This window comes from Rhodobacter sp. NTK016B, from assembly GCF_017303295.1.
GTDB lineage: Bacteria > Pseudomonadota > Alphaproteobacteria > Rhodobacterales > Rhodobacteraceae > Pararhodobacter.
The window spans coordinates 195,893-219,495 of the sequence record NZ_JAFKOK010000001.1 but is presented as its reverse complement, the minus strand read 5'-3'; the positions used below and the strand labels follow the sequence as shown (position 1 = coordinate 219,495).

Annotated in this window: 23 protein-coding genes; 13 read left to right on the top strand and 10 right to left on the bottom strand. The window is 63.1% G+C overall.

Annotated features, from left to right (window positions below; all coding sequences use genetic code 11):
• Positions 1-2: 2 nt before the first annotated feature.
• From JI664_RS01080 to JI664_RS01070, 3 genes are all read right to left on the bottom strand, one after another.
• Positions 3-1,448, bottom strand: a complete 1,446-nt coding sequence (locus JI664_RS01080) for a class I adenylate-forming enzyme family protein (protein WP_207011858.1) — start codon at positions 1,446-1,448, stop codon at positions 3-5.
• Complete coding sequence (locus tag JI664_RS01075; RefSeq protein WP_207011857.1) at positions 1,435-2,436, bottom strand: aKG-HExxH-type peptide beta-hydroxylase; 1,002 nt, start codon at positions 2,434-2,436, stop codon at positions 1,435-1,437. Before JI664_RS01075 ends, JI664_RS01080 begins: the two co-directional genes overlap by 14 nt.
• 389 nt (positions 2,437-2,825) lie before the next feature.
• On the bottom strand, positions 2,826-3,752 hold the full coding sequence (locus tag JI664_RS01070; RefSeq protein WP_349768664.1) for a GlxA family transcriptional regulator: 927 nt from the start codon (positions 3,750-3,752) through the stop codon (positions 2,826-2,828).
• 71 nt (positions 3,753-3,823) lie between these two features.
• Between JI664_RS01070 and JI664_RS01065 the strand changes: the two genes are divergently transcribed.
• Positions 3,824-4,381 (top strand): cysteine hydrolase family protein, encoded by a 558-nt coding sequence (locus JI664_RS01065; RefSeq protein WP_207011855.1) that lies wholly within the window; start codon positions 3,824-3,826, stop codon positions 4,379-4,381.
• A 381-nt stretch (positions 4,382-4,762) separates the two neighbouring features.
• Entirely contained in the window at positions 4,763-6,142 is a 1,380-nt protein-coding gene (locus tag JI664_RS01060) for a methyl-accepting chemotaxis protein (RefSeq protein ID WP_207011854.1), read from the top strand.
• 74 nt (positions 6,143-6,216) lie between these two features.
• Here JI664_RS01060 and JI664_RS01055 read toward each other — a convergent pair whose 3' ends face one another.
• A complete protein-coding gene (locus JI664_RS01055) occupies positions 6,217-6,378 on the bottom strand; it encodes a hypothetical protein (RefSeq protein ID WP_207011853.1) in 162 nt (53 codons plus the stop codon).
• Between the two features lie 235 nt (positions 6,379-6,613).
• Between JI664_RS01055 and JI664_RS01050 the strand changes: the two genes are divergently transcribed.
• Both JI664_RS01050 and JI664_RS01045 read left to right on the top strand, forming a co-directional pair.
• Positions 6,614-7,318: an ArsR/SmtB family transcription factor gene (locus JI664_RS01050; RefSeq protein ID WP_207011852.1), complete on the top strand. Its 705-nt coding sequence runs from the start codon at positions 6,614-6,616 to the stop codon at positions 7,316-7,318.
• Positions 7,319-7,400: 82 nt separating this feature from the next.
• Positions 7,401-7,844 carry a hypothetical protein gene (locus tag JI664_RS01045; protein WP_211201592.1) on the top strand — a complete coding sequence of 148 codons (444 nt, stop codon included), beginning with the start codon at positions 7,401-7,403 and terminating at the stop codon, positions 7,842-7,844.
• Positions 7,845-7,992: 148 nt separating this feature from the next.
• On the opposite strand, the gene JI664_RS01040 is transcribed toward JI664_RS01045, so the two are convergent.
• Positions 7,993-9,447 (bottom strand): OmpA family protein, encoded by a 1,455-nt coding sequence (locus tag JI664_RS01040; protein ID WP_207011851.1) that lies wholly within the window; start codon positions 9,445-9,447, stop codon positions 7,993-7,995.
• Between the two features lie 642 nt (positions 9,448-10,089).
• Here JI664_RS01040 and JI664_RS01035 point away from each other — a divergent pair.
• Genes JI664_RS01035 through JI664_RS01025 form a run of 3 tightly spaced genes read left to right on the top strand, consistent with a single transcriptional unit; the run spans position 10,090 to position 13,152 of the window.
• Positions 10,090-10,962 (top strand): SGNH/GDSL hydrolase family protein, encoded by an 873-nt coding sequence (locus tag JI664_RS01035; RefSeq protein ID WP_207011850.1) that lies wholly within the window; start codon positions 10,090-10,092, stop codon positions 10,960-10,962.
• A gap of 2 nt (positions 10,963-10,964) precedes the next feature.
• Positions 10,965-12,815: a carbamoyltransferase family protein gene (locus JI664_RS01030; RefSeq protein WP_207011849.1), complete on the top strand. Its 1,851-nt coding sequence runs from the start codon at positions 10,965-10,967 to the stop codon at positions 12,813-12,815.
• Complete coding sequence (locus tag JI664_RS01025) at positions 12,802-13,152, top strand: hypothetical protein (RefSeq protein WP_207011848.1); 351 nt, start codon at positions 12,802-12,804, stop codon at positions 13,150-13,152. The genes JI664_RS01030 and JI664_RS01025 overlap by 14 nt, the downstream gene beginning before the upstream one ends.
• 17 nt (positions 13,153-13,169) lie before the next feature.
• Here the strand turns inward: JI664_RS01025 and JI664_RS01020 are convergent, their stop codons facing one another.
• Together JI664_RS01020 and JI664_RS01015 are read right to left on the bottom strand one after the other, a co-directional pair.
• A complete protein-coding gene (locus JI664_RS01020) occupies positions 13,170-13,388 on the bottom strand; it encodes a hypothetical protein (protein ID WP_207011847.1) in 219 nt (72 codons plus the stop codon).
• On the bottom strand, positions 13,375-14,082 hold the full coding sequence (locus JI664_RS01015; RefSeq protein WP_207011846.1) for a sulfotransferase: 708 nt from the start codon (positions 14,080-14,082) through the stop codon (positions 13,375-13,377). The genes JI664_RS01020 and JI664_RS01015 overlap by 14 nt, the downstream gene beginning before the upstream one ends.
• A gap of 346 nt (positions 14,083-14,428) precedes the next feature.
• Here JI664_RS01015 and JI664_RS01010 point away from each other — a divergent pair, with 346 nt between their 5' ends.
• The 3 genes from JI664_RS01010 to JI664_RS01000 all read left to right on the top strand — a co-directional run bounded on the left by JI664_RS01010 (position 14,429) and on the right by JI664_RS01000 (position 17,046).
• Positions 14,429-15,664 carry an FAD-dependent oxidoreductase gene (locus JI664_RS01010; RefSeq protein ID WP_207011845.1) on the top strand — a complete coding sequence of 412 codons (1,236 nt, stop codon included), beginning with the start codon at positions 14,429-14,431 and terminating at the stop codon, positions 15,662-15,664.
• Entirely contained in the window at positions 15,661-16,623 is a 963-nt protein-coding gene (locus JI664_RS01005) for a glycosyltransferase family 2 protein (RefSeq protein WP_207011844.1), read from the top strand. Before JI664_RS01010 ends, JI664_RS01005 begins: the two co-directional genes overlap by 4 nt.
• 129 nt (positions 16,624-16,752) lie before the next feature.
• Positions 16,753-17,046: a DUF1330 domain-containing protein gene (locus JI664_RS01000; RefSeq protein ID WP_207011843.1), complete on the top strand. Its 294-nt coding sequence runs from the start codon at positions 16,753-16,755 to the stop codon at positions 17,044-17,046.
• A gap of 157 nt (positions 17,047-17,203) precedes the next feature.
• Here the strand turns inward: JI664_RS01000 and nusB are convergent, their stop codons facing one another.
• The 3 genes from nusB to ribB are packed head-to-tail and all read right to left on the bottom strand — an operon-like array spanning position 17,204 to position 19,329.
• On the bottom strand, positions 17,204-17,671 hold the full coding sequence (gene nusB / locus JI664_RS00995) for a transcription antitermination factor NusB (RefSeq protein ID WP_207011842.1): 468 nt from the start codon (positions 17,669-17,671) through the stop codon (positions 17,204-17,206).
• The gene (locus JI664_RS00990; protein WP_207011841.1) at positions 17,668-18,207 is read right to left on the bottom strand and encodes a 6,7-dimethyl-8-ribityllumazine synthase; all 540 of its coding nucleotides are present in this window, start codon (positions 18,205-18,207) and stop codon (positions 17,668-17,670) included. The genes nusB and JI664_RS00990 overlap by 4 nt, the downstream gene beginning before the upstream one ends.
• A 3-nt stretch (positions 18,208-18,210) precedes the next feature.
• Positions 18,211-19,329, bottom strand: a complete 1,119-nt coding sequence (gene ribB, locus JI664_RS00985; RefSeq protein WP_207011840.1) for a 3,4-dihydroxy-2-butanone-4-phosphate synthase — start codon at positions 19,327-19,329, stop codon at positions 18,211-18,213.
• A 321-nt stretch (positions 19,330-19,650) separates the two neighbouring features.
• On the opposite strand from ribB, the gene JI664_RS00980 reads away from it, so the two are divergent.
• The 3 genes from JI664_RS00980 to JI664_RS00970 all read left to right on the top strand — a co-directional run bounded on the left by JI664_RS00980 (position 19,651) and on the right by JI664_RS00970 (position 23,549).
• Positions 19,651-20,367 carry a hypothetical protein gene (locus JI664_RS00980; protein ID WP_207011839.1) on the top strand — a complete coding sequence of 239 codons (717 nt, stop codon included), beginning with the start codon at positions 19,651-19,653 and terminating at the stop codon, positions 20,365-20,367.
• 225 nt (positions 20,368-20,592) lie between these two features.
• A complete protein-coding gene (alaS, locus tag JI664_RS00975; protein ID WP_207011838.1) occupies positions 20,593-23,244 on the top strand; it encodes an alanine--tRNA ligase in 2,652 nt (883 codons plus the stop codon).
• 2 nt (positions 23,245-23,246) lie between these two features.
• Positions 23,247-23,549 carry a DUF1330 domain-containing protein gene (locus JI664_RS00970; protein WP_207011837.1) on the top strand — a complete coding sequence of 101 codons (303 nt, stop codon included), beginning with the start codon at positions 23,247-23,249 and terminating at the stop codon, positions 23,547-23,549.
• The last annotated feature ends 54 nt before the right edge of the window (positions 23,550-23,603 follow it).

The window sequence follows — 23,603 nt, the reverse complement described above, 5'->3', positions numbered from 1 at the left end:
GCTCAGAGGGCATGGCACAACTCCTGAGTGGTTTCGACCAATCGACCCAGTTGCGCCCTTGCGACCTTGAGACCCGACGTTTTCGGGATGGCCTGCAGGAGGGCGATCTTGTCCGGCCTTGTCAGCGGTGACAATTGTGCTCTTAACCGGGTTTTGAAGTCCGAAAGGCGGCTTGGGTCGGCTTCGATGACGGCAATGATCTCGTCTTCGTCATCGACTGTGCTTGGGGCTGCGATCACGCAACAAAGCGCGGCGCCTGTGATCTTCTGGATCCGGTCCTCCAAGTCGGGCGCGTTGAAGGACACGCCATTCCGGCACAGGTATTCCTGAACTCTTCCAACAACACACAGATAGCCCTCGTCATCGAGATAGCCGCGGTCGCCGGGTTGCGCGGTGTTGTCACCAACCTGCGTGACGATATGGCCGACCGCATTGATCGGCAGCGGAAGGCCGTCGTCATCGACAATGCTGACCTGATGATGGGGAAGCGGTTTCCCGACCGAGTGCGGATGGCTGTCAATCGCGTCCCCCTCAAGGCGGGAAATGATGCCCGTTTGGGTCGAGGAATAGGTAACGCAGAGCTTGGCCGACAAAATCGCCTTGGCTTCGGTCAGCGCCGGGCCAAGCAAGGGACCGCCGATGCACTGCATTTTCACCAGCCGATGATAGCGAGGACCAGTGCCGGCCAGTCCCTGCGACGTGATGTGCTGGGTCAGTCCGCGGATCAGGACCGGCGGAAGGGTAACTTCTTCCGCATCTTCATGCAAAAGCGCGGCATCAAGCTCGGCATAGCTGAAAAACACCGGGACGGTGATGATCTTCCGCCCGCTGATCGCGTTGCGATACCAGATAAAGCGCGTTCCCGGAAAACTGAGATTGAGGCACGAAACCGCGTTTCCCCAGTCGCCGCGTTCCCCGCGCCGGGCCATCCGCTCAATCGCGGTGAGCAGGTCTTCATGCGATGACGGGTACAGCTTTGGAACCCCGGTGGTGCCCGAGCTCATGATGAAATCAGCGGGGCCGTGCGACGCGGGCGCTACGGGTCGCATTCGCGGCATCTCAGGCGCAGTGGCGTCGCGCGGGAAGCTCTGTACCCCGTCGTGTTGCGCCAGCGTCCTGAAGTCCGAAAAGACAGAGCTGGCGCCCGCGCGCGTGGCCCGTTCATGAATCTCCGAAAGGGGGCTTCTGAAATCGAGCACCAGGGGCGATGCCCCCAAGGCCCAGAGCGCGAAGATCGCGGCGAACGTGTCGATTTGGTTGGTATTCGCCAGACCCACGACCTGATCTGCGGCAACGCCGAGGTCTGCGAAGGCGGCCCGCAGCGTGCCCAGACGCGCGCTGAAGTCCGAATAGGTGACGGTCTCGGCCCCGGTTTCAAAAAGGATGGCGTCGGGGGCCGCTGCGGCCTTTTTCAGAAAGGCCGCGCCGATGGTGTTAGCTGGGTACATCGGACATCACCGTTTGCGCATCATCGAACAGCTGTTGTCCCAGCGGCGTCAAACGCGCATGGCGCTGAATTTCCGTGGCGCAATCGCGATAGACGATCGCGGCTTGACGGCTCCGGCGGCGCAGTTCGTCGGCCCCGGGGCCGCTATAGCCGCTGTCGAGAAGACACCGCGCGGCTTGCACCATGCGCGCCGAGACCCACGCCGCATGGAAAATCCCCTCCATCGGGCGCGGCGTCGACCGCAGGGGAGAGGCGTACAACTCGTTATCCTCATTCAAGATGACGGGGTCATCGAGGTGATAGAGGAACAGCTTCGCATGCGAGCTTTCGTGAACCAGCGTCATCAAAGTTGAGGGCAGCCCGTCGATCTTGTCGGCGTTCAATAGAATGGATCCGAAAGCGGCAAAGACCGTGGCCCCCCCGAAGCCGCTCTTTTTGGGGTCCCGGTTCGCGGCCAGATAGATCCGCGACACGAGGAGATCGAATTCTCTGGCCCAGTCGGGGGCGAAGTCCTGCATGATCTCTCTCGCCCGGTTGATCATGCTGTTCGCTTGGTCTGTCTGCCCGGAACCGGGTGCCACCAGATCGTCCGTAAGTCCGGCGTCATCGCGATAGGCGCGGCGGAGGACTTCGCAGGCCGCAGGTGACAGGGCGTCATCCGACAGGCCGAGTACCCGCAGACCGGCTTTCGGCGCCTGATCCGGGAGTTGAAGGAACAGCAAGCAAGCCCGTTCAAACCCCGGTTCATCCTGTGACAAAGCGGCGTTCAGGATGGCGTCATGCGCGGCGAAAACAAAGCTGTCAGGGAGCCCGCTACTGGCAAAGATATGCTCCAGCTTTTCCTCGGCCCGAACTTTGTTTTCTTTATCGTCCCAAACCTCAAGCAGCAGGTGGCGCAATGAGGTTTCCAATCGAGAGATTAACCGGCTTATCGTTTCCCGAAGGTCTTCGGCATTCGGCAGCAAGGTGGCTGCAACGTGGCGTTCCATAAAATTCCCAGGCAAGTGATTTGGTGCTGAAAAGATCCCGATTACTGCAGAGCTATGCCGCTCATCCAATCCGCATCTGCCGTCGGTTCTCCGTTTCTGTGTCGATTGGTGCGGTAGGATTTATGCGTCGTCAGGTGCGCGTGTTTCAAGCGTTGTTTGGCGTTTCGCTTGGTTCCCGAAGGCTATTGCGCGTTCCGGAGACCGCCGGCGCATTCCCGGCCATGGCCTCGATGGCAACGCCTGATGTTGTCACTGATAGCGCTGGCCGTAGGGCTGGCTACGGGGCAGGGGGCTGCGTGCTTGGATAGTCCGGGTCCGTACATTGACCGGAACGCGTTCAGCTTGGGCAGCGCGACCGGGCGTGATTTCCGTTCTCGGACGGCGCCTTCTCAAACGGCGAACCGGCGTCGGTACTCGCCGGCGCTCACGCCGCAGGTTGACCGGAACAACCGGCTGAAGGCCGAAACATCCGTATAGCCGACGGCCCAGCAGATATCGCTTACCGGCATCTTGGTTCGTTCCAATAATCCCCGTGCCTTCTCGATCCTCAGCTCCTGGACATAGCGGGTCACTGACAGGCCGGTCGCTTGTGCGAAGCGCCGCTGGAGGGTGCGCTCGGTCATTCCGGCCCCGCCTGCCAGCGCCGGTAAAGAGAGGTCGGACGCGGCGTTCTCCTCCATCCAGCGCTGAAGGGCCCGGATCGCGCCGTCTGCATGGTCCAGCCGGGGTCGGAAACTGCGGTAATTGCGCTGCTCACGTCCCTGCGGGTCGATCAGCATCTGGCGACAGGTGCGCGTCACCACATCCGGTCCCAGCCATCGCCGCACAAGAAACAGCCCCAGATCGACCCAGGCCATCATCCCGCCCGCTGTCACGATGTCGTGGTCGTCGATCAGCAGGTGTTCGGGATACAGGTCCGCGCGGGGAAACGCGGTGCGAAACTCGGTTTCCAGCGCCCAATGCGTGGTCACGGGACGCCCCTCCAGTGCACCGGCATGACCGAGCCAGAAAGCGCCCGCGCAGGCCGAGCAGAGTGTCGCGCCGCGCCGGTGCTGATTGGCGATCCAGTCATGCGTGGCTGTGTCGTGATCGCCCCGGGCGCCGGTTAGATTGGGTGGCAGGACAACGGCGTCGAACGGCCGGTCCGCATCGAGGGCACCGGGATTAAGAACCACCGACGCGATCCGGGGCAAACCAAGCCCGGCTGCGTAGCGGTTCGCGACGGTCAGGATGTCGCCGAGGCCCAGCACCGCAGACATCTGCACGCCTTCATAGGCGACCAGAGCGATCGTCACGTCTTTTGGCGTATTTGGCACAATTATTGTCATGGGCGCCAATCGTAGAGCGACCGGACGCGGGCGTAAATTGATGAAAAGGAGAACCCGCAATGACCAAGACAGCCCTGATCCTGATCGACATCCAGAACGACTATTTCGATGACGGCTTGATGCCCCTTGAGGGGATGAACGCGGCCTCAGCGAATGCCGCGCGCATGCTCGCCGGCGCGCGAGCCCGCAAAGACCCCGTCTTCCACATCCGTCACATCGCCAGCTCGGCCAAGGCGCCTTTCTTCCGTCCGGGTACCGTGGGCAGCGAAATCCACGAGAGTGTGCGCCCCGGCCCCGGCGAGACGATCTTCGAAAAGAACCGCCCCAATTCGTTTATCGGGACCGGATTGGAGCACGCCCTGCGCGCGGCCGATATCGAACAGCTGATCCTCTGCGGCGCGATGAGCCAGATGTGCGTGGATGCCACCGCCCGCGCGGCGGTCGATCTGGGGTTTTCCCTGACCGTTGTCGGCGATGCCTGCGCCGCGGCGTCGGTTCGTCACGGCGGGCTTACGGTGCCTTCTGAACACGTGCATGCCGCGATCATGGCCCCCTTGGCGGCAAGCTACGGCAAGGTCGTCACGACCGACGCCATCGAAGGCAGCGGCCCCGCCTGACAACGGCCCGCGGCGCAATCCACATGAGCCGGGCTGCATCCTTGCACAGGTCGGGCCAGCATCGCCGCGACTTCACATGAGAGCCCGGCATGCGGACGACCCTCGCAGCGCTGAACGCCTTCCTGTTTCCGCCGGCTTGCAGCCCGCGCCCCGGCACCTTGGTCTTTGCAGCAAATGGCGCCTGTTTCGCCCCGGCGCGCGGGTTTGCTGCGCGACTATCTGGCAAAGCTCAGTGCCCGGGAAGACGAGAACGTCAGTGGCGTCCGGGATGTCTCGACCGGCCCGGTCTGAACCTTCAGACAATGCCCTCGCTTCTCAATGGATTCTTCACATTCGCAGACGAACATACATTGCATAATGCGAATCACGGAGGACGCAAACGTGTTGGGGTGGAGCCAGAAAAGGACGCAGTCAGATGGCCAGACAGCGCTTGCCGCTGCTTTTCATGCGGTCATCGACCGGACGCAGGCGACCATCCAGTTCAAACCGGATGGAACCATCCTGACCGCGAACCAGAATTTTCTGGATGCCGTCGGGTATTCACTGGAAGAGATCGTCGGCCGGCATCACTCGATTTTTGTCGACGATGAGCATGTGAGATCCGAAGAGTATCGCGAGTTCTGGAAGGCGCTGGCCTCGGGCGAGTTCTTTACCAACCAATATCCGAGACTGCACAAGGACGGCTCGGTTGTCTGGCTGCAGGCAACGTATTCTGCGGATATCAACGACCAAGGCGAAGTTGATCGGGTGATCAAGATCGCCACCGATATCACCGAACGGCAAAACAGCATCGAAGGCCTCTCCAAAGGCATTGCCGAGTTGAGCCGCGGCAATCTGAACGTGCGCCTGCCGCATAGTACCCTGCCAGACATCGAGATCCTCGTCACGGCGTTCAACGAGGCCTCTGAACAGCTTTCATCCGCGATCTCGTCGGTGAAGGCCTTTTCGACCGAACTGGACGCCACCGCTGCCAATCTGGGCCGGGCATCGTCGGACCTGTCCCAACGGACCGAAGCGCAGGCTGCCACCCTTGAACAGACCGCGGCCGCCGTGCACGAACTGACCGACACGGTCAGCGCCGCCGCGACGAGCGCGCGCGAGGTGGAAAAGTCGGCGACCAATGCGAAGGCAACCGCCGAGCATGGGGGAAGCGTGGTCGGCAATGCCATCGATGCGATGGCAAAGATCGAGGAATCCTCGCGGCAGATCTCCCGGATCATCGCCGTGATCGAGGATATCGCGTTCCAGACCAACTTGCTGGCGTTGAATGCCGGGGTCGAGGCTGCGCGCGCCGGTGACGCGGGCAAGGGTTTCGCGGTCGTGGCCTCCGAAGTGCGTCTTCTCGCGCAGCGGTCGTCCGAATCAGCCAACGATATCAAGGCATTGATTTCCGACAGCAGGCTGCATGTGTCAACCGGTGTGGACCTTGTGAATGCGACCGGCAACGAGCTTCAAAGGATCACCGACAGCGTGTCGAACATCTATGAACGGGTGCACGAGATCGCGCTGGGCACGGCCGAGCAGGCGTCTACGCTGACCGAGATCAACTCGGCTGTCGCGCATCTCGACGTGGTGACACAAAAGAACGCCGCGATGGTCGAGCAATCCACGAACATGACAAAGTCCTTGTCGCAGGATGCCCGGAAACTCGCTCAACAGATGGCCGCGTTCAAGGTCGATGATACCGACCTTGGCAATGCCCGAAACCACCTTGCCGAGGCCTTGGGCGGACGGGAAGAGCCGCTTCTGCGAAGCGCCTGAGTGGATCCTTCGGTTTGCGCAGAGCGTGCAGCAGCCTGCCCGAGCATAGGGTCGGGGATCGCCAACCGTGTCTGTCAGTCGTCTCGACTATGCAGCCAGGGGAGGGATGGCGCTCGATACAAGCTGGGCTTCAGTGCATCCTGGGCGGTATCGACGCTATTGCGGCTGTGCTTGGCTTTGAGCGCGCCGATCAGGTTCGCGACCAGGTTCAGGTCGCGCGCGGTGTCGATAAGCACGGGCAGGCTTCGATCAATGCCGCCGCCCTTTCACATGGCCTTTGAAGGCCCGGCGTTGTGAAATCGCAAAGTCGAGCGCGTGGGGCGCGGCGCGGCCAGTTGCTGGCGATCAAGACACGCGCCCCGATGAGGTCCACCGGGTTCAGACCCCTGTATGGCCTCGCCCCCATTAATGCGTCAGGCGCCGAACCGTTCTTTCTGGCTGCGTCGGCGCGCGGTCGTTAGGCTGTCTGGCATGACCGTCGAACCCAGACTGGACATTATCGGTGCAGCGCTCGGCGATCCCAGCCGATCCCGCATCCTGTGCGAGATGATGGACGGGCGGGCGTTCACGAACAAGGAGCTGGCATCTGCCGCGAAGGTCAGCCCGCAGACAGCAAGTGCGCATTTGAAACAACTCGAAAGCGCGGGCCTGACCGCGTCGGTGCGAAGCGGGCGCCATGTCTATCATCGGATCGCGGGTGCTGACGTGGCGGAGGTGCTGGAAGGGCTGGCCAGCTTGTCGCCGACCGATCACCTCAAGCGCCCCGGAAAGGCCGCCACAGACACGCAGCGTGCGCGCAGCTGCTACAATCATATCGCAGGCACGCTCGGCGTCCTGATGACCGAGCGTCTTGTTGCGCTTGACGTCCTGTCTCTTCGCGGTGAGGCGATAACGACCGGCGCAAGGTATCAGGCTTTCCTCACCGATATCGGAGTGGAAGCTCCGCCTGCCAGGTCCGGAAAGCCGCCCGTTAAGCTATGTCTCGACTGGACGGAGCGGAAGCCGCATCTTTCCGGCCCCCTGGGCACAGCCATCCTGCAAAAGGCTTTGGCGGCGCAATGGCTTGAACGTCGGACGGGAAGCCGTGCCCTGTCCATCACCGACGGCGGATACGACGCTTTCGACAGCGTCTTTGGCCTGAGCCGGGACGCGATCAAAGGCGTTTCGACGGTGTGACAGTTCGGCGGCTAGCGAACTGTCTTGCCTCCCATTTCCGGCAAGACAGGCTATCCAGGCGGGAAACCTGCCGGAGACATCCATGACCCTGCCCAAAATCGACAGCAAACGCTTCACGACCGAGACCGGACTGCGGATCACCGTTCAGGTGCCGGAAAGCTACGTCCAGAAGATCGTGGACGCTGTGGTGTCCGAGGATCGTCTGAAATACGGAGACTACGATAGCGTCAGCTGGCGCAGCGCGCCCGGTATCCAGCAATTCAGATCGCTTGGCGGGGGACGAAACACGCCAGCCGAGACGGCGGTCACCGTGCCCTGCGTGGAGTTGTCGTTTTTTCTGAGCGGTGATGAGGCCGGCGCCGCGCGGGTTATCGAGACCCTCTATACCGTGCACCCGTATGAAGAGCCTGTCATTTTCGTGACGCCCTGCATGCGGATGCTCCATATCCGCGGGCTCGATGAGGACAATCCCAACCGGTTCTGGAACAATCCGCCCGAAGCCTGGGTGCCGGAAGACCATCGATAAGGCGGCCGCGCCCGCCGTTGCGCCCCGGTTCGATGTTGAAGGGTGAGCGGTGGGGGCGCATCCGAAGACCGTCGTGAGCCACCGCAAGAGCGAGGCGAGGGAAGGGTGCAAGACGGGTCCCCGAGGCCCCGTCTTGCGTGATCGGCGCTTACCCGCGGATCAGAAGAACCTCGACTCGGCGATTGGCCTGACGTCCCGTATCGGTCGCGTTGTCGGCAACCGGACGCGCTTCGCCGAACGAGCGCGAGGTGAGAATGCCTTGCGGAACACCGGCCTGGATCAGCGACTGCGCAACCGAGGTCGCGCGCGCCCGGCTCAGGCCGAGGTTATAGTCATCCGAACCCTGCGCATCGGTGTGGCCATCCACGACAACCTGCGCGATGGCACCCGACTTGATCGCCTGCGCCAATTCGGCGATGGCCCTCACGGCTGCCGGCCGCAAGTCGGCGCTGTCGAAATCGAACAGCAGATTGGCATCCAGTACCAGACGCGTGGCCGACCCGATGGCCCCTACCGCATCGATATCCGCGCCGGGAAAACGACCGGAACATTGCAGCGCGTCATCCACAAGGCGCACGAACTGGAATGTGTCGCCGGGGGTGATAAAGGGGGCGATGTCGATGGTCGCGGTTGCGCCTTGGATGGCCCCGATCTCGACCCAGTTTGTCCCATCGCCGGAGATGGCGAGCGAGGTTCCTTCCACGTCCGGACCGACTTCGAAGATGAACAGATCCGGACCCGGCACGTCGATCAGCGTGTTGTCGGTGAACTGGTAGATAACCGACCCGCCACAGCCAAGCGTTGTGGCTCGTGCCGTGGACGTGTCTTCGTAGTCGGGCGCGTTCAGGCCAAGCGTCGGATCATCCCAGCCCGGCTCGATCCCGCCGCCCGGAGCATAGGCAACGACCGCATCGGCAAACGAAATGTCCCCTGCCGGAAACTGGACAAGGCCGCCTCGCGTGTCGTCATATTCCGACGCATTGCCGAACCCTTCGGCGGACAGGCCGTTGTCGATACGCTCTTGGGCGCCGATGGCGCCGATGGCGTCGATATCCGCGCCGGGCGTCCGGCCCGAGCACTGGATGCCATCATCGGTCAGCCGCACGAAGCGGAACGCTTCGCCCGGCGCCGCGTTGCCCGCCAGATCGAGCCCGGCGGTCGCCCCTTCGATCGCGCCCACCGAAAGCCAAGACGCTCCGTCAGCGCTGACCTCGACGGCGGTGCCCTCGACGTCCGGCCCGATTTCGAAGATCCACAGGTCGGGGCCCGGCACGTCGATCAGCACATTGTCGGTGAATTCCCACGTCGCCTGACCGCCGCAGCCTAGCGTTACAAAGGTGCCTGAATCGCTGCGGGAATAATCGGGCAGGGCGAGCGCCCCTTCCGGGTTGGTCGCGACGGTGTCGGGGATGGTGCCGCCGGGGGAATAGTTCGTCACCCGGTCCGCGAAGGACGCGATTCCCAGCGGGAAGGTGATTTCGACACCCCGGCCGTCCGTGATGGTCACGGGCTCTGCCTGCGCCTGCGCGGCGGCGGGAGTGGCGAACGGGCAGAATGCTGAGGCGACAAAGGCCAAGGCGGTCGAGATTGAAAGTGATTTCACGAAATGCTCCAATAACGAAATTTAGAATTCTTGAATATTTTCCAGCGAAAGTCGGGCTGGCGCGATCCTAAAAAAATCGTGCTCGTTTTCAAGGCTGCAAGCAGTAACTGCTACGCGAGCCTTCGTTTTTCACGCCGGAAAAAAGGAGCATTGGCTTGGACGTCTTGTTTGGCCTCTGATCTGCCCTTGGCCGAAGAAAGCAGCAATAGCCACACCGGGTCTTCCCGAAGACAACAACGTTGAAAAAGTTCCGCAAACCTAACGCTCACGGGGGCCGGCGGTCTTGGACGGCGCGCCATCCCCGCCCAAAGTCGTGGTGCGGTCCCGCCCCCTGCCAAGCCCGGCTTCCTGTTGTGACACGGGCACAAGACGGATCTGAGCCCAATGCGCCGGGGATTTGTGTGCAACGCGCAGTTAGGCCGCGCGCCGGATCGCGCTTGTCGGTGCGAACGGCAGAGGCGGTTGTTCCAGACCGCAGAGCCGGTTAGCCTTGCTCAAAGCTTTCCGGTGTCTCGCCAACGACGATGCGGGACACCTGCTGCCCTTGGTGCACGCATTGGACATTACGTTTTCCAGACAAATCAAGATGATGACACCACAGTTCAGACCGCGCCTTCATGCCTTTGTGAAAGAAATTCTAGAATGCCGGCCAAGCCCGAAAACACCGTCGCAAAGCCCCGGTTGCTCTATCGTCCCGACCCTGTCATCGGTTGGTCGCTGACACCGGAATACAGCATCAAAGTAGGGTTTCGCCCGGACGTTATCCAAACAATCGATGCCGATGGATGGCGTCACGTCCCCGACCGCCCGAAAGCCGGATCAAGACTGGGGGTTTATGGGTGTTCGTTCACCTTTGGAACGGGACTGGCCGACGCGGAAACCTTTTGCGCAGTGTTGCAGCGCGACTTGCCGACAGTGCGCGTTCTGAATCGGGGGATCGGCGGTCATGGAACGGTGCAGAACCTTCTGCAGTTTCGTCGCGACATCCGAAAGGGCAGGGTGGACGCTGCCGTGTTTGCGATTATCAGCGATCACAGGTTTCGCAACATCGCCCATCCCCAACGAATGCGCCAATACCTCGTCCGCGAATGGCACAGTCTCGGTGTGGAGCATGTCCCCGTGGCGCGGCTGAACGCGGATGGGCGGGTGCGGTTCGTTTATCATCCGATCTGGCAGCCGGTGATCAGGGATGCCGAGTTCGATATTTTCCTGCCGGACGAGTACATGATCAACGCGGCGACGCTTGCCGTGCTTGCGCTGGTGCAGGAAACCGCGCAGGCCGCAGATGTGCCGTTGCGGTTTGTTTTGCTGGATGCCTTGGATCCGGAGTTCAGCCGCGCGGTTATGGACCGTTTCCCCCAGACAATCGACGTATCGACGCCCTATGATCAGGAACACACCTTTCTGCCCAAGGATCTTCATCCCAATGTCGCGGCGAACCGGTTGTTTGCCGACCGGCTGGTGCCCTTCGTGTCCGAGCTTGTCGATGCGACGCAGACTGAAGGGCCCCGGTAACGATGCAAGATTACACCTTGGGAATTTCCTCGCATTTCCACGACGCGGCGGCGGCGCTCGTGCAGGGGGACCGGATTGTCGCCGCGGCGCAGGAGGAACGGTTCACCCGCCAAAAGGCCGATTGGCGCTTTCCCGATCACGCGATCCGATATTGTCTGTCGCAGCTGCCTGACGGCGTCGAACCTGCGGCGATTGCGTATTACGAGGATCCGGGCCTCAAAACCCGTCGGATCCTCGATACCGCCCGGGCCATGGCGCCGCGCGGGGCGCGGCTCTGGCCGCAGATGCTGGCGACACTGGAGACCCTGTCGACCGAATTGCCCCGTCAGCTTCTGGACGTGGCGAAGGGTAATGGCGACAGGTTGGTCTTTGTGCCGCATCACCGCTCGCATGCGGCGGCGGCGTTTTATCCGTCCCCCTTCGAAGACGCTGCCGTGCTGGTTCTTGACGGGGTTGGTGAATGGTCAACGACCACGATGTGGTCAGGCAATGCAGGCGGATTGACCGCTCTGGGCGAGATCCGCTTTCCCCATTCCCTCGGATTGTTTTACAGCGCGTTCACCCAGTATTGCGGCTTCAAAGTGAATTCGGGCGAATACAAGTTGATGGGATTGGCCCCCTTCGGCACCCCGCAGTTTCGCAAGACAATCCTCAATAACCTGATCGAACTGCGTGACGATTGCTCGTTCGCGCTGAACATGGCCTATTTCGATTTCGACAAGGGGCTTAGCACCACGTCACCGCTGTTCGAGATGCTGTTTGGCCAGCCCGCGCGCCGCCCCGACGCCCCGATCACGCCCTTTCACATGAACATCGCCGCGTCTGCCCAGGCGGTCCTTGAAGATGTCGTGCTGGGCTTGGCCAGAACCACGTTGCACCGAACCGGCCAGCGCAATCTGTGCCTTGCCGGGGGCGTTGCCCTGAACTGCGTCGCGAACAGCCGCATACGGCTTGAAGTCCCCGGGCTTGACGGGCTCTGGATACAGCCCGCCGCCGGTGACGCGGGCGGGGCCCTTGGCGCCGCGCTCGAGGTTGCACAACAAGCCCCCGCAAGCCGCCCGCGCCAGCGCTCGCGGGACGCAATGTCGGCAAGCCTGTTGGGGCCGGAATACAGCGACGCGCAGATTCGCGCAGCCTTGGATCAGGCAGACCTGACATACGAGGAAATCTCCGATCCGGATACCTTGGCGCAGAGCGTCGCCGCCGCGCTGGCCGACAGCCAGGTCGTCGGACATTTTTTCGGTCGGATGGAGTTTGGGCCGCGCGCGTTGGGGAACCGCTCGATTCTGGCCGACCCGCGCGGCACCGACACGCTGAACAAGGTGAACCGCCGCATCAAGTTTCGCGAGGACTGGCGGCCCTTTGCGCCTATCGTCCTTGCCGACCGCGCGCCCGACTATTTCGAGGCGCCTGACAACAGCCCGTACATGCTTTTTGTCTCAAAGCTCAAACCGGCCTTTCGGGGGCCCGTCACCCTTGGCAAGGCGCGTGCCCGTGGGATGCATGCGCCGATAAAATTGCAGCGCGCCGTGACCAGCGATGTTGCGGCTGTGTCGCATGTGGATTTCAGCGCGCGGTTGCAAACGATCGACCCGGCAGACGATGCGCGAACCGGATCGCGCGCGGGGGCGATCCTGCGCGCCTTTGATGCGCTGACCGGGTGCCCGATGTTGCTCAACACCTCGTTCAACGTGCGGGGTGAACCTATCGTCTGCGACCCCAAGGACGCCATTGATTGCTTCCTGAATACCCATCTGGACCTGCTCGCCATCGGCCCGTTCCTCGTGTGGAAAAAAGTGCAGCCGGATTGGGTGAAAGAGCAAATCGGGAGGAAGAAATTTGCCGCTGACTGATATCACCGAGCTGATGGATCGCGTCGAAACCCTGCTGGAGGCCGCGCCTTTGGACCCGGAAGCGGGGGTCCCGTTCCAGACAGCCCCGAAATCCGAGAGCCTGATCGCCGATCCGATGCCGGAACTGAACGCCCCGCTGCGCAGCTTTGCGCAAGTCTATGGGGCCAATGGCCGTCTCTTGGAACAGCTTGGCCGCGATGCCGCGGCGATGGACGAGCCGCAGATGGCGTCGTTGCTGTCGGCGCTGGACCGTGGCTTGCGCGATGGGGCATTCGTCGTGCCCGACACCCCGAAACCAGCGCCCCGCCTGAAGCGCTACGTCTACCCGGTGGTGTGATGTCCCGTCACCCGGCATCAGCCGGGCTGACCCCGCTTTTCCACGAGTGCCGTCAGATCGCGGACCGCCGCGCGATCCGCGTCGGGGAATATCGACAGGTCATGCGCGTTGCTGCGTCCGATTGTCGAGCTTTTGACCAGCTCTTGCGGCAGAGGGATCGTCTCGGACAGGCCAAGGAAGCGCTGGATCCGGGCCCAGTGGAGCGCAGGCCGGGCGCAGAAATCATCGTAGTGCACCGCGAGGAACCGGTCCGCCATATGCGAACGGCCATAGGGAACGGCCATAGGTCAGTGCGGCATGATTGGCGGCGACCCAATAGCGTAGCTGTTGTTGGGGCCATGGGCTGTTTGCATCGGCCGGGCAGCCATACAGATGCCCCCAATGCCGCATCTGCCAGGTGTTTCCGCTAAAAGCCATGTCATAGCCGTCACGCACGATATGGATGTAGCGCAGGCCAAGGGCCGCGCGGTCAAGATGGGGCAGGAAAATATGCGTGTTGGGCTCTTTCCATCCCCAACGTCGCGTGGGCCCGTCCTGAACCTTCGGACTCTGCATCAGGCTGTCGGCATGGACCGCTTTTGCGCCGCATCGCCAATGTCCATCCGGCGGCAGATCGGCGCGCAGCCGGGTGATCCGGGCGCGATCAGCCTCGTCCAGATCATCCGAGATCCCCTCGGTCATCGCGCGGACGAACAACCGGATCGAGGTGGCAACATCCGTCGGTTCCGGTATCCGTGGATTGGCCGGATGCGCCCACATCGCCCGTTTGAAAAGAACCGTGAACCACAGGTTATCGAGAGGGACATTCAGACAATCGCCGATATGAAGTCCCGCCGTTTGCAGAAGGCTGGCAAAAACCCGCGTTCCGCTTCCGCCGAGCCCGCCTATGGCGACGGGGCGAGGGCATGATGTAGCCATCTCGGTTGCCATGCGCGTAGCGTGTCGCAAAATGCGTGAGAAGCCAAGAAAGGATCGTCTCGACATGCGGGCAGGTGGTACTCCCCGGATCGGGGGGGCACGCCGGTACGCTCAACAATGTGGCCTTCTTCCCCTGCCAGCGGTTGCTGAGCCACTAAGAAGCGTCTCATGGTCACGGCATCAGGACAAAGCGCCCGAAACTTTCACACCTTCGTGACCTTTGCTGATGCAGGCGTTCCGCGCGCAATGCAGGAACGGTCCTCCGTTTCTGCCGCTGAGGGAACAGAGCTTCACCTCGCGGGACCGAGATGGTTAAAGAAGCGGTCCGACAGACATCATCAAATGAAAGTGGAAAGAGATGGCGCAGCGCAAACCGCGGCTTGATCGCGGTCCGGTTGCCGTGATCGGCAGCGGGCTGGCGGGCGTGACGGCCGCCCTGCGCCTTGCGGATGCCGGGGTTCCGGTTGTATTGTTCGAACGCAATGCCGCGCTGTTTTCCGGAGCAAGCGCTGTGTGCGAGGGCAAGATCCACCTTGGTTACACCTATGCGCTCGATCCCAGCCACGCGACGACAAAGCGGCTGCTGTCGGGGGCGGCGAGCTTTCGCAGGATCCTGACGCGATGGATCCCCGAGACGGGGCTCGGCCTGTCTGAGCAGCCGTTCCTCTATGCCTGTCCGCGCGACAGCATGATCTCCGAAGACAGGATCGCTCTGCATCTTGGGCAGGTCCAAGAGCACGCGGACAGCTGGGGCGATGCGCTGATGAGCAAGCCCGACAGTCGATTGCGCCGCCTTGGGGACAGCGAAATGGATGACCTGTTCGATACGAGGGAAATCTCGGCGGCATGGGAAACGAACGAAATCGCAAGCCATCCGGCCACGAAGCGACCGTTTCTGATCGCAGCGCTCGGCGCTCAGCCGCTGGTCGAGACGCGCACCGAAGCCGAAGTCACAGGGATCGCCCGCGACGGTGACGGCTTCGTGGTGACATGGGGGCCAGAGCACCTGCGCGAGACCTTCGGCGCGGTCGTCAACGCCAGCTGGGAGCAACGATTGCGGCTGGATGAGGGCCTTGGGCTGAAGCCGCCGCGCCGCGCCGTTCACCGGTTCAAATGCGGCTTGCACCTGCAAAACAAGGAGCTTGCAGATCGCACGCCCAACGTCACCTTCGTCATCGGCGAATACGGGGACACCGTCGCCTGCGGCGAGCGGGTCTATGTGAGCTGGTATCCGGCCGGTTTGGTGAAAAGCGAAGTCGCGCTGGCGCCCGATCCGCGCCCCGTCACCCTTTCGCCCGCGACGGCCCGGCGCATCACGGATGACAGCATCGCGGCGCTTGCGCGATACATGCCCGGATACGGCGCAGCGCTTGCAAAGCACGCGCGCGATTTTCAGGTCAAAGGCGGGTACATTTCCGCATGGGGAACTTCCGGCATAACCGACCCCGAAAGCGGATTGCATAGCCGTGCAGAGATCGGTGTGACCAGTCTGCCGCGATATCATTCGGTTAATACCGGAAAATACGTCATGGCCCCGGAATACGGGGAAATGGCGGCGCTTAGGGTGCTGGCCGAATTGGGAGCCTGCGCGTGATAACCGTCTGTATCCCCGCCTATCAGGCCGGGCCTTTCATCGGGGAAACGCTCGCGTCGGTGCTGGCGCAGAGCTTCGACGATTTCCGCGTCGAGATTGCCATTGACCCGCCCGATCGCGGCCCTGACGATACCGAAGCCGCGCTGGAGCCGTTTCGCGACGATCCGCGCGTCAGGGTGTCGACCAATCCCCGGCGTCTGGGGTGGGCTGGCAATTTCAACGTGCTGCTGGAGCGGGTGGAGACGCCTTTCTACGCCCCTTTGCCGCATGATGACATCTGGGATCCCGATTATCTGGCGACGCTGTTCCCGCTGGTGTCAGAGCACCCCGAGGCATCCGTCGCATACGGCGATATGACGACCTTCGGGGCGGAAAAGGCGACCGGGGTCAGGTCGGTCATCTTGCCGCGGCGCGAAGACCGGATGTCGCACCTGATCCGTTTCATGATGCAAGGGGCAAGGGCCATGCCATGGCGCGGCGTCACGCGCCGCAGCGCCATCGCGGTCACCCAAGGGTTCCCGACGGATCGCTGGAGTGGATTTGCGGTGGAAGCGGAATATGCCCTCGGTCTTCTTGAGGCGGGGCCGGTGATCCATCTGCCCAGGGCGCTGTATCGCAAACGGTTCTTTCCCCTGCACGAACGGGTGACAGCCTCGAATGCGCGGACCATGGACTGGGCGGTCGGGGACCGGATGCAGGCATGGGAACGGCACCGCGACGCGCTTGGGACGCGCATGCAGCGGATGATGAGGGCTTTCAACGCCTCGGAAGACGAGGGTTTTCTGGCCGAGACGGCGTTTCGCGCGGCGATGGTCCAGCGGCGTCAGACGATGGTGACCCCCGGCGTGAGCGCGACGGAGACCGCCTTTTTCGAGGCCGCGCAGCGCCGTGTGGCGTCGATCGATCATCCGCTCGCGCGATCCGTGGCGCAGCAGATCGGACGTTTTGCCCACAGCTGATAGGGCTGACGACGGACCCAGTTCCTCCCAGTCTTCATGGCTATGGAGGGGCAGGCGCTTTGAGAATGGGCCTTGTCGCTCTATGCTTCCGGTAAGCTCGGCACGCCGAGGCCTCCGGGGAGAAGCAACATGACGGCATTCATCATCGGCCAGATGCAGATACACAACCGGGACTGGATGGACGAATACTTCTCGAAGATCCCCGATGTCGTCAAAGAGCATAGCGGGCAGTTTCTGGTACGCGGAGGCAACCCCGAAAGCCTGGAAGGAAGCGCGCAGCTTCCGGATGCCGCGTTCATTCTTGAATTCCCCGACCGCGATCACGCCAGACGCTTCTGGAACTCGGACGCTTTCCAAAAGCTTGCGGTGTTGCGCCGATCCGGATCGACGCTCAGCGCGATACTGGTCGACAAGCTGGCATGATGGGAGGGCACGGCGCTTTCGTCGTCCCCTCATTATTGTATTCCGATCCTGGCAGCAAGGTCGTCGCAGGGCAGCCGTTGCGCGCGGAACTTAGATCCCGTGCGGCAACGAAAAAGGGGCCCAAAGGGCCCCTTCGTCGCGCTGTGCGGAAGGTCGTTTACGAGAACGCCTCGGGGCGCGCTTCGCGGGCCATGTGGTCGAGCACGGCATTCACGAATTTCGACTCTTTCCCCTCGGGGAAGAACGCCTGCGCGAGCTGGACGTATTCGGTGATGACCACCCGCGGCGGGGTGTCGGTTTCGACCATCTCGGCGCCCGCTGCGCGGAACAGCGCGCGCAAGGTCGGGTCGATCCGCGCGATCGGCCATTTCGCCACAAGGCCCCGGTCGGTCAGCTGGTCGATCTTGGCCTGCTGGTCGACAGCCATTTCGAGCAGCCGCCGGAACAGGGCGATATCGGCCTCGACCCACGTCTCGTCCTCGCCCTCGGCGCCGATGCGGAAATTCTCGAACTCGGCGCGGACCTTCTCGACCGTCTGGCCCGAGGTCTCCATCTGGAACAGCGCCTGCACGGCATAGAACCGCGCGGCCGAGCGCAGCGCGCGCTTCGCGTCAACCTTGCTCATGCCCGGTCGCCCCCTTCGGCAAGCTGGATCGTCTCGCCCAGCGGGCGGAAACCGATCTTGCCCTTGGGCGCGCCCCAGCGGCGTTGCAGCGCGATCAGATGCAGCGCGGCAGCAGCAGCGCCACCGCCCTTGTTCTGGTCCTTCGGATCAGCACGCACGGCGGCCTGTTCGTGGTTTTCCACGGTCAGGATGCCATTGCCCAGGCAGCAGCCCTGAAGGCTGAGCAGCGTCAGTCCGCGCGAGCTGTCGTTGCAGACCGTGTCGTAATGCGTGGTCTCGCCGCGAATGACGCAGCCGAGCGCGACGAACCCGTCGAAATTCGACATCCGCCATGCCGTGCTCACGGCCGCGGGGACTTCCAGCGCGCCGGGAACCTCGATCACCTCGTAGCTGCCGCCGACCGCTTCGATCGTGGCCTTGGCGCCAGCGATGAGGTCATCGGCGATGTCGCGGTAATAGGGGGCCACGACGATCAGCATTTTCACCGGCTGGTCGAATTCGGGCAGCGGAAGGGTATAGTGGCTGGCGCCTGCCATGGCTCACTCCTTGGGGATGGGGCGGGTGCCCGCGATTTCTAGCCCGTAGGCATCAAGGCCCACGACGCGCGGCGTGGGCGAATTGGTCACAAGCGTCAGCTGGTGCAGGCCGAGGGCCGCGAGGATCTGTGCCCCCAGACCGTATTGGCGCAGGATCTGCGGCGAGCCCCCTTCGTCGAGGTCGAGCTTCATCGCCGTGTCGCGCAACAGCACCACGACGCCGCGCCCCTCGGATGCGATGAGCTTCATCGCGCCCTGCAGGTCGCCCGCATGGCCTTCGCCGATGCCCAGAACGTCCTCGATCGGGTTCATCGCGTGCATCCGCGTCAAAACCGGCGCCGGGTCGGTCAGGTCGCCCATCGACAGCACGATATGCTCGGCGCCCTGCGTCTGGTCGGTGAAGACGCGCATCATCCATTCGCCGCCATGCGCCGAGGTAACCGAGCGCTGCGCGGTCTCGCGCACGAGGTTGTCGTGACGGCGGCGATAGGCGATCAGGTCGCTGATCGTGCCGATCTTCAGATTGTGCTTCTGCGCGAAGGCGATGAGATCGGGCAGGCGCGCCATGTCGCCGTCGTCCTTCATGATCTCGCAGATCACGCCCGAGGCATTCAGCCCCGCAAGGCGCGAGATATCCACCGCCGCTTCGGTATGGCCCGCGCGCACCAGCACGCCGCCGTCACGCGCGCGCAGCGGGAAGATGTGGCCGGGCGTGGCGATATCGGCGCCGGTTTTCGAAGGGTCGATCGCCACCGCGACAGTGCGCGCGCGGTCATAGGCCGAAATCCCGGTGGTCACGCCTTCGCGCGCTTCGATCGATACGGTAAAGGCGGTCTCGTGGCGCGAGGCGTTGTTGGTCGACATCAGCGGCAGACCCAGCGCGTCGATCCGGTCGCCCGGCATCGACACGCAGATCAGGCCGCGGCCATGCGTGGCCATGAAATTGATCGCTTCGGGCGTGGCCATCTGCGCGGGGATCACCAGATCGCCCTCGTTCTCGCGATCCTCGTGATCGACGAGGATGAACATCCGTCCATTGCGCGCGTCGTCGATGATCTCCTCGATCGACGAGATCGCGTCACGCCAGTTTTCTTCGACGGGGCCCGGCTTTTCGTAATCCATCGCGCTCGCTCACTGCCATCGGGGGTTATGGCGCTGCAAATAACCCATGGTCGCGGCGCGCGAAAGGGGGAGGGGCGCTTCAAGCGACCGGAACCTGTCGCCGCGCCGTCGCGTCCTGTGGTCTGGAGCGGCTTTGCGGGGGGCGAGGGGGCCCGGAAGGCCGCGTGCGGGCGACCGCTTGCCGCACGCCCTGCGCTTGTGTCCGGGTAATATGGACACCACGGAAAAATGATGCGACTTCTGCGCAGCCCGCGCGATGTGTTTCGCCCGCAGGCTGATTGCCCCACATTTCGTACTGACCAGAGCCGAGCCCGTCGACCCATGGAAACCCACACGATCATCGCCTATCACCTGTGTACCTATACTTGGGCACTCACCTATATCGGGATCATCTATCGCGGCTTCAAAGATCAGTCCTACGGGATGCCGATCGTGCCGCTTGCGCTGAACCTTGCCTGGGAAATCGTCTTCGCGATCTTCATCCCGCCCTATGGCAGCGCCGACAGCGAACTCATCCCTTATGGCGGGCTCAAAGCGCAGATCATCTTCCTGATCTGGGCGACGCTGGACCTTGTGATCCTGTATACCTACTTCAAATACGGCTATAAGTACTTCGAGCGCGCCTACAGCATCACCCGCGGGCAGTGGATCGGCTTCACCGTCTTCATGCTGATTTTCTCGTTCTTCATCATGTACTATGGCGGCCTCTTCTTCTGGCAGTTCGAGACCTACTTCAACAACGACCAGATCGAAGGCGCGAAGATGATCGCCTTCATCCAGAACGCCATCATGTCGATCTCGTTCATCGCCATGTACTACCTGCGCGGTGGCCCCGAGGGGCAGAGCTTCACCATCGCCTGGGCGAAATGGATCGGCACGTCGATGACCGGGGGGATCATTTACATCCTCTCGCGCCCCGAGGACGGCAAGTTCGTCATCACCTTCATCGTCGCGATCTTCATCGCCGATGTGTACTATATGTGGCTGACCTATACCGGGCTGAAAAAGCGCGGCATCAACCCCTGGACGCGGCTCTGAGCCCCGTCAGGACGGGCGTGCACGCATCGTCGTTCGCCCGGCCCATGCCCCTGTGATCCACGCCGGCCCCCTGGGCCGGCGCTTTGCTTTGGGCGCCCCCGGCCGCTTGCACGGCCCGCTTTCGCGCCCGGCTGCGCCTTTCCATGCGATTCCCCTTGGAACGGACCGCCGATTTCCTCTAAATGGCCCGCAACCCCGCTGACCCGAAAAAGGCCCGTTCCGCCAATGGCAAGCCTCAACGATATCCGCTCGACCTTCCTCGATTATTTCCGCCGCCAGGGCCATGCCGTGGTGGACAGCTCGCCCCTCGTGCCGCGCAACGACCCGACGCTGATGTTCGTGAATTCGGGCATGGTGCAGTTCAAGAACGTCTTCACCGGCCTTGAACACCGCGACTACAACCGCGCCACGACTAGCCAGAAATGCGTCCGCGCCGGCGGCAAGCACAACGATCTCGACAATGTCGGCTACACCGCACGGCACCATACCTTCTTCGAGATGCTCGGGAATTTCAGCTTCGGCGATTACTTCAAGACCGAAGCGATCCCGTTTGCGTGGGAATTGCTGACCAAGGATTTCGGCATCTCGAAAGAGCGCCTGCTGACCACGGTCTACCATACCGACGAGGAAGCCTTCGAAATATGGAAAAAGGTCGGCGTGCCCGAAGACCGGATCATCCGCATCGGCACCGATGACAATTTCTGGCGCATGGGCCCGACCGGTCCCTGTGGCCCCTGCACCGAGATCTTCTACGATCACGGCGACCATATCTGGGGCGGCCCGCCGGGATCGGCGGATGAGGACGGCGACCGTTTCATCGAGATCTGGAACGTCGTGTTCATGCAAAACGAGCAGTTCGAGGACGGCTCGATGCGCCCGCTCGACATGCAGTCGATCGACACCGGCATGGGACTTGAGCGGATCGGCGCGCTCTTGCAGGGCAAACACGACAATTACGACACCGACCTGATGCGCGGGCTGATCGAGGCCTCGGCCAACCTGACCGACGGCGCCCCCGACGGGCCGGGCAAGACCCATCACCGCGTCATCGCGGACCACCTGCGCTCGACCTCGTTCCTGATGGCCGATGGCGTCATGCCCTCGAATGAAGGGCGCGGTTACGTGCTGCGCCGGATCATGCGCCGCGCCATGCGCCATGCCCATATGCTGGGCGCGCAGGACCCCGTCATGTACAAGCTGGTTCCGGCGCTGGTGCGGGCGATGGGTGGTCACTATACCGAGCTGCGCACCGCCGAGGCGCTGATCACCGAGACGCTGAAGCTGGAAGAAACCCGCTTCCGCACGACGCTGGATCGCGGGCTGAAACTGCTCGATGCCGAGCTGGAAAAGCTGCCCGAAGACGCCGATCTTCCGGGCGAAGCGGCGTTCAAGCTTTATGACACCTACGGCTTCCCGCTCGACCTGACACAGGACGCGCTGCGCGAAAAGACCCGCAATGTCGATATCGCGGGCTTCGAGGCGGCGATGGCCGAACAAAAGGCCAAGGCGCGCGCGGCGTGGTCGGGTTCGGGCGACGCGGCCAGCCAGGCGGTGTGGTTCGACGTGGCCGAAAAGCACGGCGGTACCGAATTCCTCGGCTATGACACCGAAAGCGCCGAGGCGCAGGTCATGGCGTTGGTCGAAGGCGAAACCATGGTCGACAGCGCCTCGGGCGAAGTCGCGATCGTGGTGAACCAGACACCCTTCTACGCCGAATCCGGCGGTCAGGTCGGCGATAGCGGCTGGATCCGCTGGGATGGCGGCGAGGCCGAGGTGCGTGACACCAAGAAGGTCGAAGGCGTCTTCATCCATCAGGCCAAGGTGATCGACGGCACGCTGACGCGCGGAATGGCGGTCAAGCTGGAAGTTGACCACACCCGCCGAACCGCGATCCGCGCCAACCACTCGGCCACCCACCTGCTGCACGAAGCGCTGCGCCGCGCGCTGGGCGACCATGTCGCGCAACGCGGCTCGCTTAATGCGCCCGACCGGCTGCGCTTCGATTTCAGCCATACCAAGGCGCTGGAACCGACGGAAATCGCCAGCGTCGAGGCCGAGGTGAACGCCTTCATCCGCCAGAACGGCGCGGTGGAAACCCGCATTATGACCCCCGACGACGCCCGTGGCCTTGGCGCGCAGGCGCTGTTTGGCGAGAAATACGGCGACGAGGTCCGGGTCGTGTCGATGGGCCAGCTGCTCGACAGCGGCAAGGGGACCGACGGCCATACCTATTCGCTCGAACTCTGCGGTGGGACGCATGTGAAACGCACCGGCGATATCGGCGCTTTCGTCCTGCTGGGCGATTCGGCCTCATCCGCCGGCGTGCGCCGGATAGAGGCGCTGACCGGCGCCCCGGCACTGGCCCATCTGCGCGCGCAGGACGCGCGTCTGGGTGAAGTCGCGCAGCTTCTCAAAACGCCGATGGCTGATGTGGTCGACCGCGTAAAGGCGCTGGCCGAGGAACGCCGCGCGCTGGCCAACGAAGTCGCGCAGCTCAAACGCGATCTCGCGATGGGCGGCGGCAGCGGTGGCGGGGCCGAAGCCAAAGAGATCGCCGGTGTGAAATTCATCGCGCAGGTGGTCTCGGGCGTGTCGGGCAAGGAATTGCCCGCCATGGTCGACGCGCTGAAGGATAAGCTGGGATCGGGCGCCGTTCTGTTGATCGCCGATACCGGCGCGAAACCGGCGGTCGCGGCGGGGGTGACGGATGACCTGACCGGCACGCTGTCGGCGGTCGATATCCTCAAGGCGGCGGTCGTGGAACTGGGCGGAAAGGGCGGCGGCGGCCGTCCGGCCATGGCCCAGGGCGGCGGCGCCGATATCGCGGGCGCCGAGAAAGCCATCGCCGCCGCCGAAACTGTGATCGGAGGACAATGATCATGCCCAAGGCCCTGTGGATCGCCCATGTCGAGGTAACCGATGCCGACGCCTATGCCCGCTATGCCGAGGGCGCGGGCCCGGCCATCGCCGAGCATGGCGGCAAATTCATCGCCCGCGCCGCGCGCTACGTGACGCTCGAAGGCGCCGACCGCGCCCGTCATGTCGTGGCGGTCTTCCCCTCGCTGGAAGCGGCGGAAACCTGCTACCGTTCAGCGGCGTACCAGGCGGCGCTGGATCATGCCCGCGGCGCCTCGGTGCGCGACCTTGTGGTTGTCGAACTCATGGACGACGCTACGCTCTGACCCCCGCCTCGCGCCCGGTGGAAAGACCCAAAGGGGGCTGTCTGCCCCCTCTGG

What these genes read in the sequence shown, in the direction of transcription:
- ribB (WP_207011840.1), bottom strand. Translation starts at nt 19,329, where the DNA reads ATGGATTACGAAAAGCCGGGCCCCGTCGAAGAAAACTGGCGTGACGCG.
- JI664_RS00970 (WP_207011837.1), top strand. Translation starts at nt 23,247, where the DNA reads ATGCCCAAGGCCCTGTGGATCGCCCATGTCGAGGTAACCGATGCCGAC.
- JI664_RS01065 (WP_207011855.1), top strand. Translation starts at nt 3,824, where the DNA reads ATGACCAAGACAGCCCTGATCCTGATCGACATCCAGAACGACTATTTC.
- JI664_RS00980 (WP_207011839.1), top strand. Translation starts at nt 19,651, where the DNA reads ATGGAAACCCACACGATCATCGCCTATCACCTGTGTACCTATACTTGG.
- JI664_RS01000 (WP_207011843.1), top strand. Translation starts at nt 16,753, where the DNA reads ATGACGGCATTCATCATCGGCCAGATGCAGATACACAACCGGGACTGG.
- JI664_RS01045 (WP_211201592.1), top strand. Translation starts at nt 7,401, where the DNA reads ATGACCCTGCCCAAAATCGACAGCAAACGCTTCACGACCGAGACCGGA.
- JI664_RS01080 (WP_207011858.1), bottom strand. Translation starts at nt 1,448, where the DNA reads ATGTACCCAGCTAACACCATCGGCGCGGCCTTTCTGAAAAAGGCCGCA.
- JI664_RS00990 (WP_207011841.1), bottom strand. Translation starts at nt 18,207, where the DNA reads ATGGCAGGCGCCAGCCACTATACCCTTCCGCTGCCCGAATTCGACCAG.
- JI664_RS01075 (WP_207011857.1), bottom strand. Translation starts at nt 2,436, where the DNA reads ATGGAACGCCACGTTGCAGCCACCTTGCTGCCGAATGCCGAAGACCTT.
- JI664_RS01010 (WP_207011845.1), top strand. Translation starts at nt 14,429, where the DNA reads ATGGCGCAGCGCAAACCGCGGCTTGATCGCGGTCCGGTTGCCGTGATC.
- JI664_RS01030 (WP_207011849.1), top strand. Translation starts at nt 10,965, where the DNA reads ATGCAAGATTACACCTTGGGAATTTCCTCGCATTTCCACGACGCGGCG.
- JI664_RS01050 (WP_207011852.1), top strand. Translation starts at nt 6,614, where the DNA reads ATGACCGTCGAACCCAGACTGGACATTATCGGTGCAGCGCTCGGCGAT.
- JI664_RS01035 (WP_207011850.1), top strand. Translation starts at nt 10,090, where the DNA reads ATGCCGGCCAAGCCCGAAAACACCGTCGCAAAGCCCCGGTTGCTCTAT.
- nusB (WP_207011842.1), bottom strand. Translation starts at nt 17,671, where the DNA reads ATGAGCAAGGTTGACGCGAAGCGCGCGCTGCGCTCGGCCGCGCGGTTC.
- alaS (WP_207011838.1), top strand. Translation starts at nt 20,593, where the DNA reads ATGGCAAGCCTCAACGATATCCGCTCGACCTTCCTCGATTATTTCCGC.
- JI664_RS01015 (WP_207011846.1), bottom strand. Translation starts at nt 14,082, where the DNA reads ATGGCAACCGAGATGGCTACATCATGCCCTCGCCCCGTCGCCATAGGC.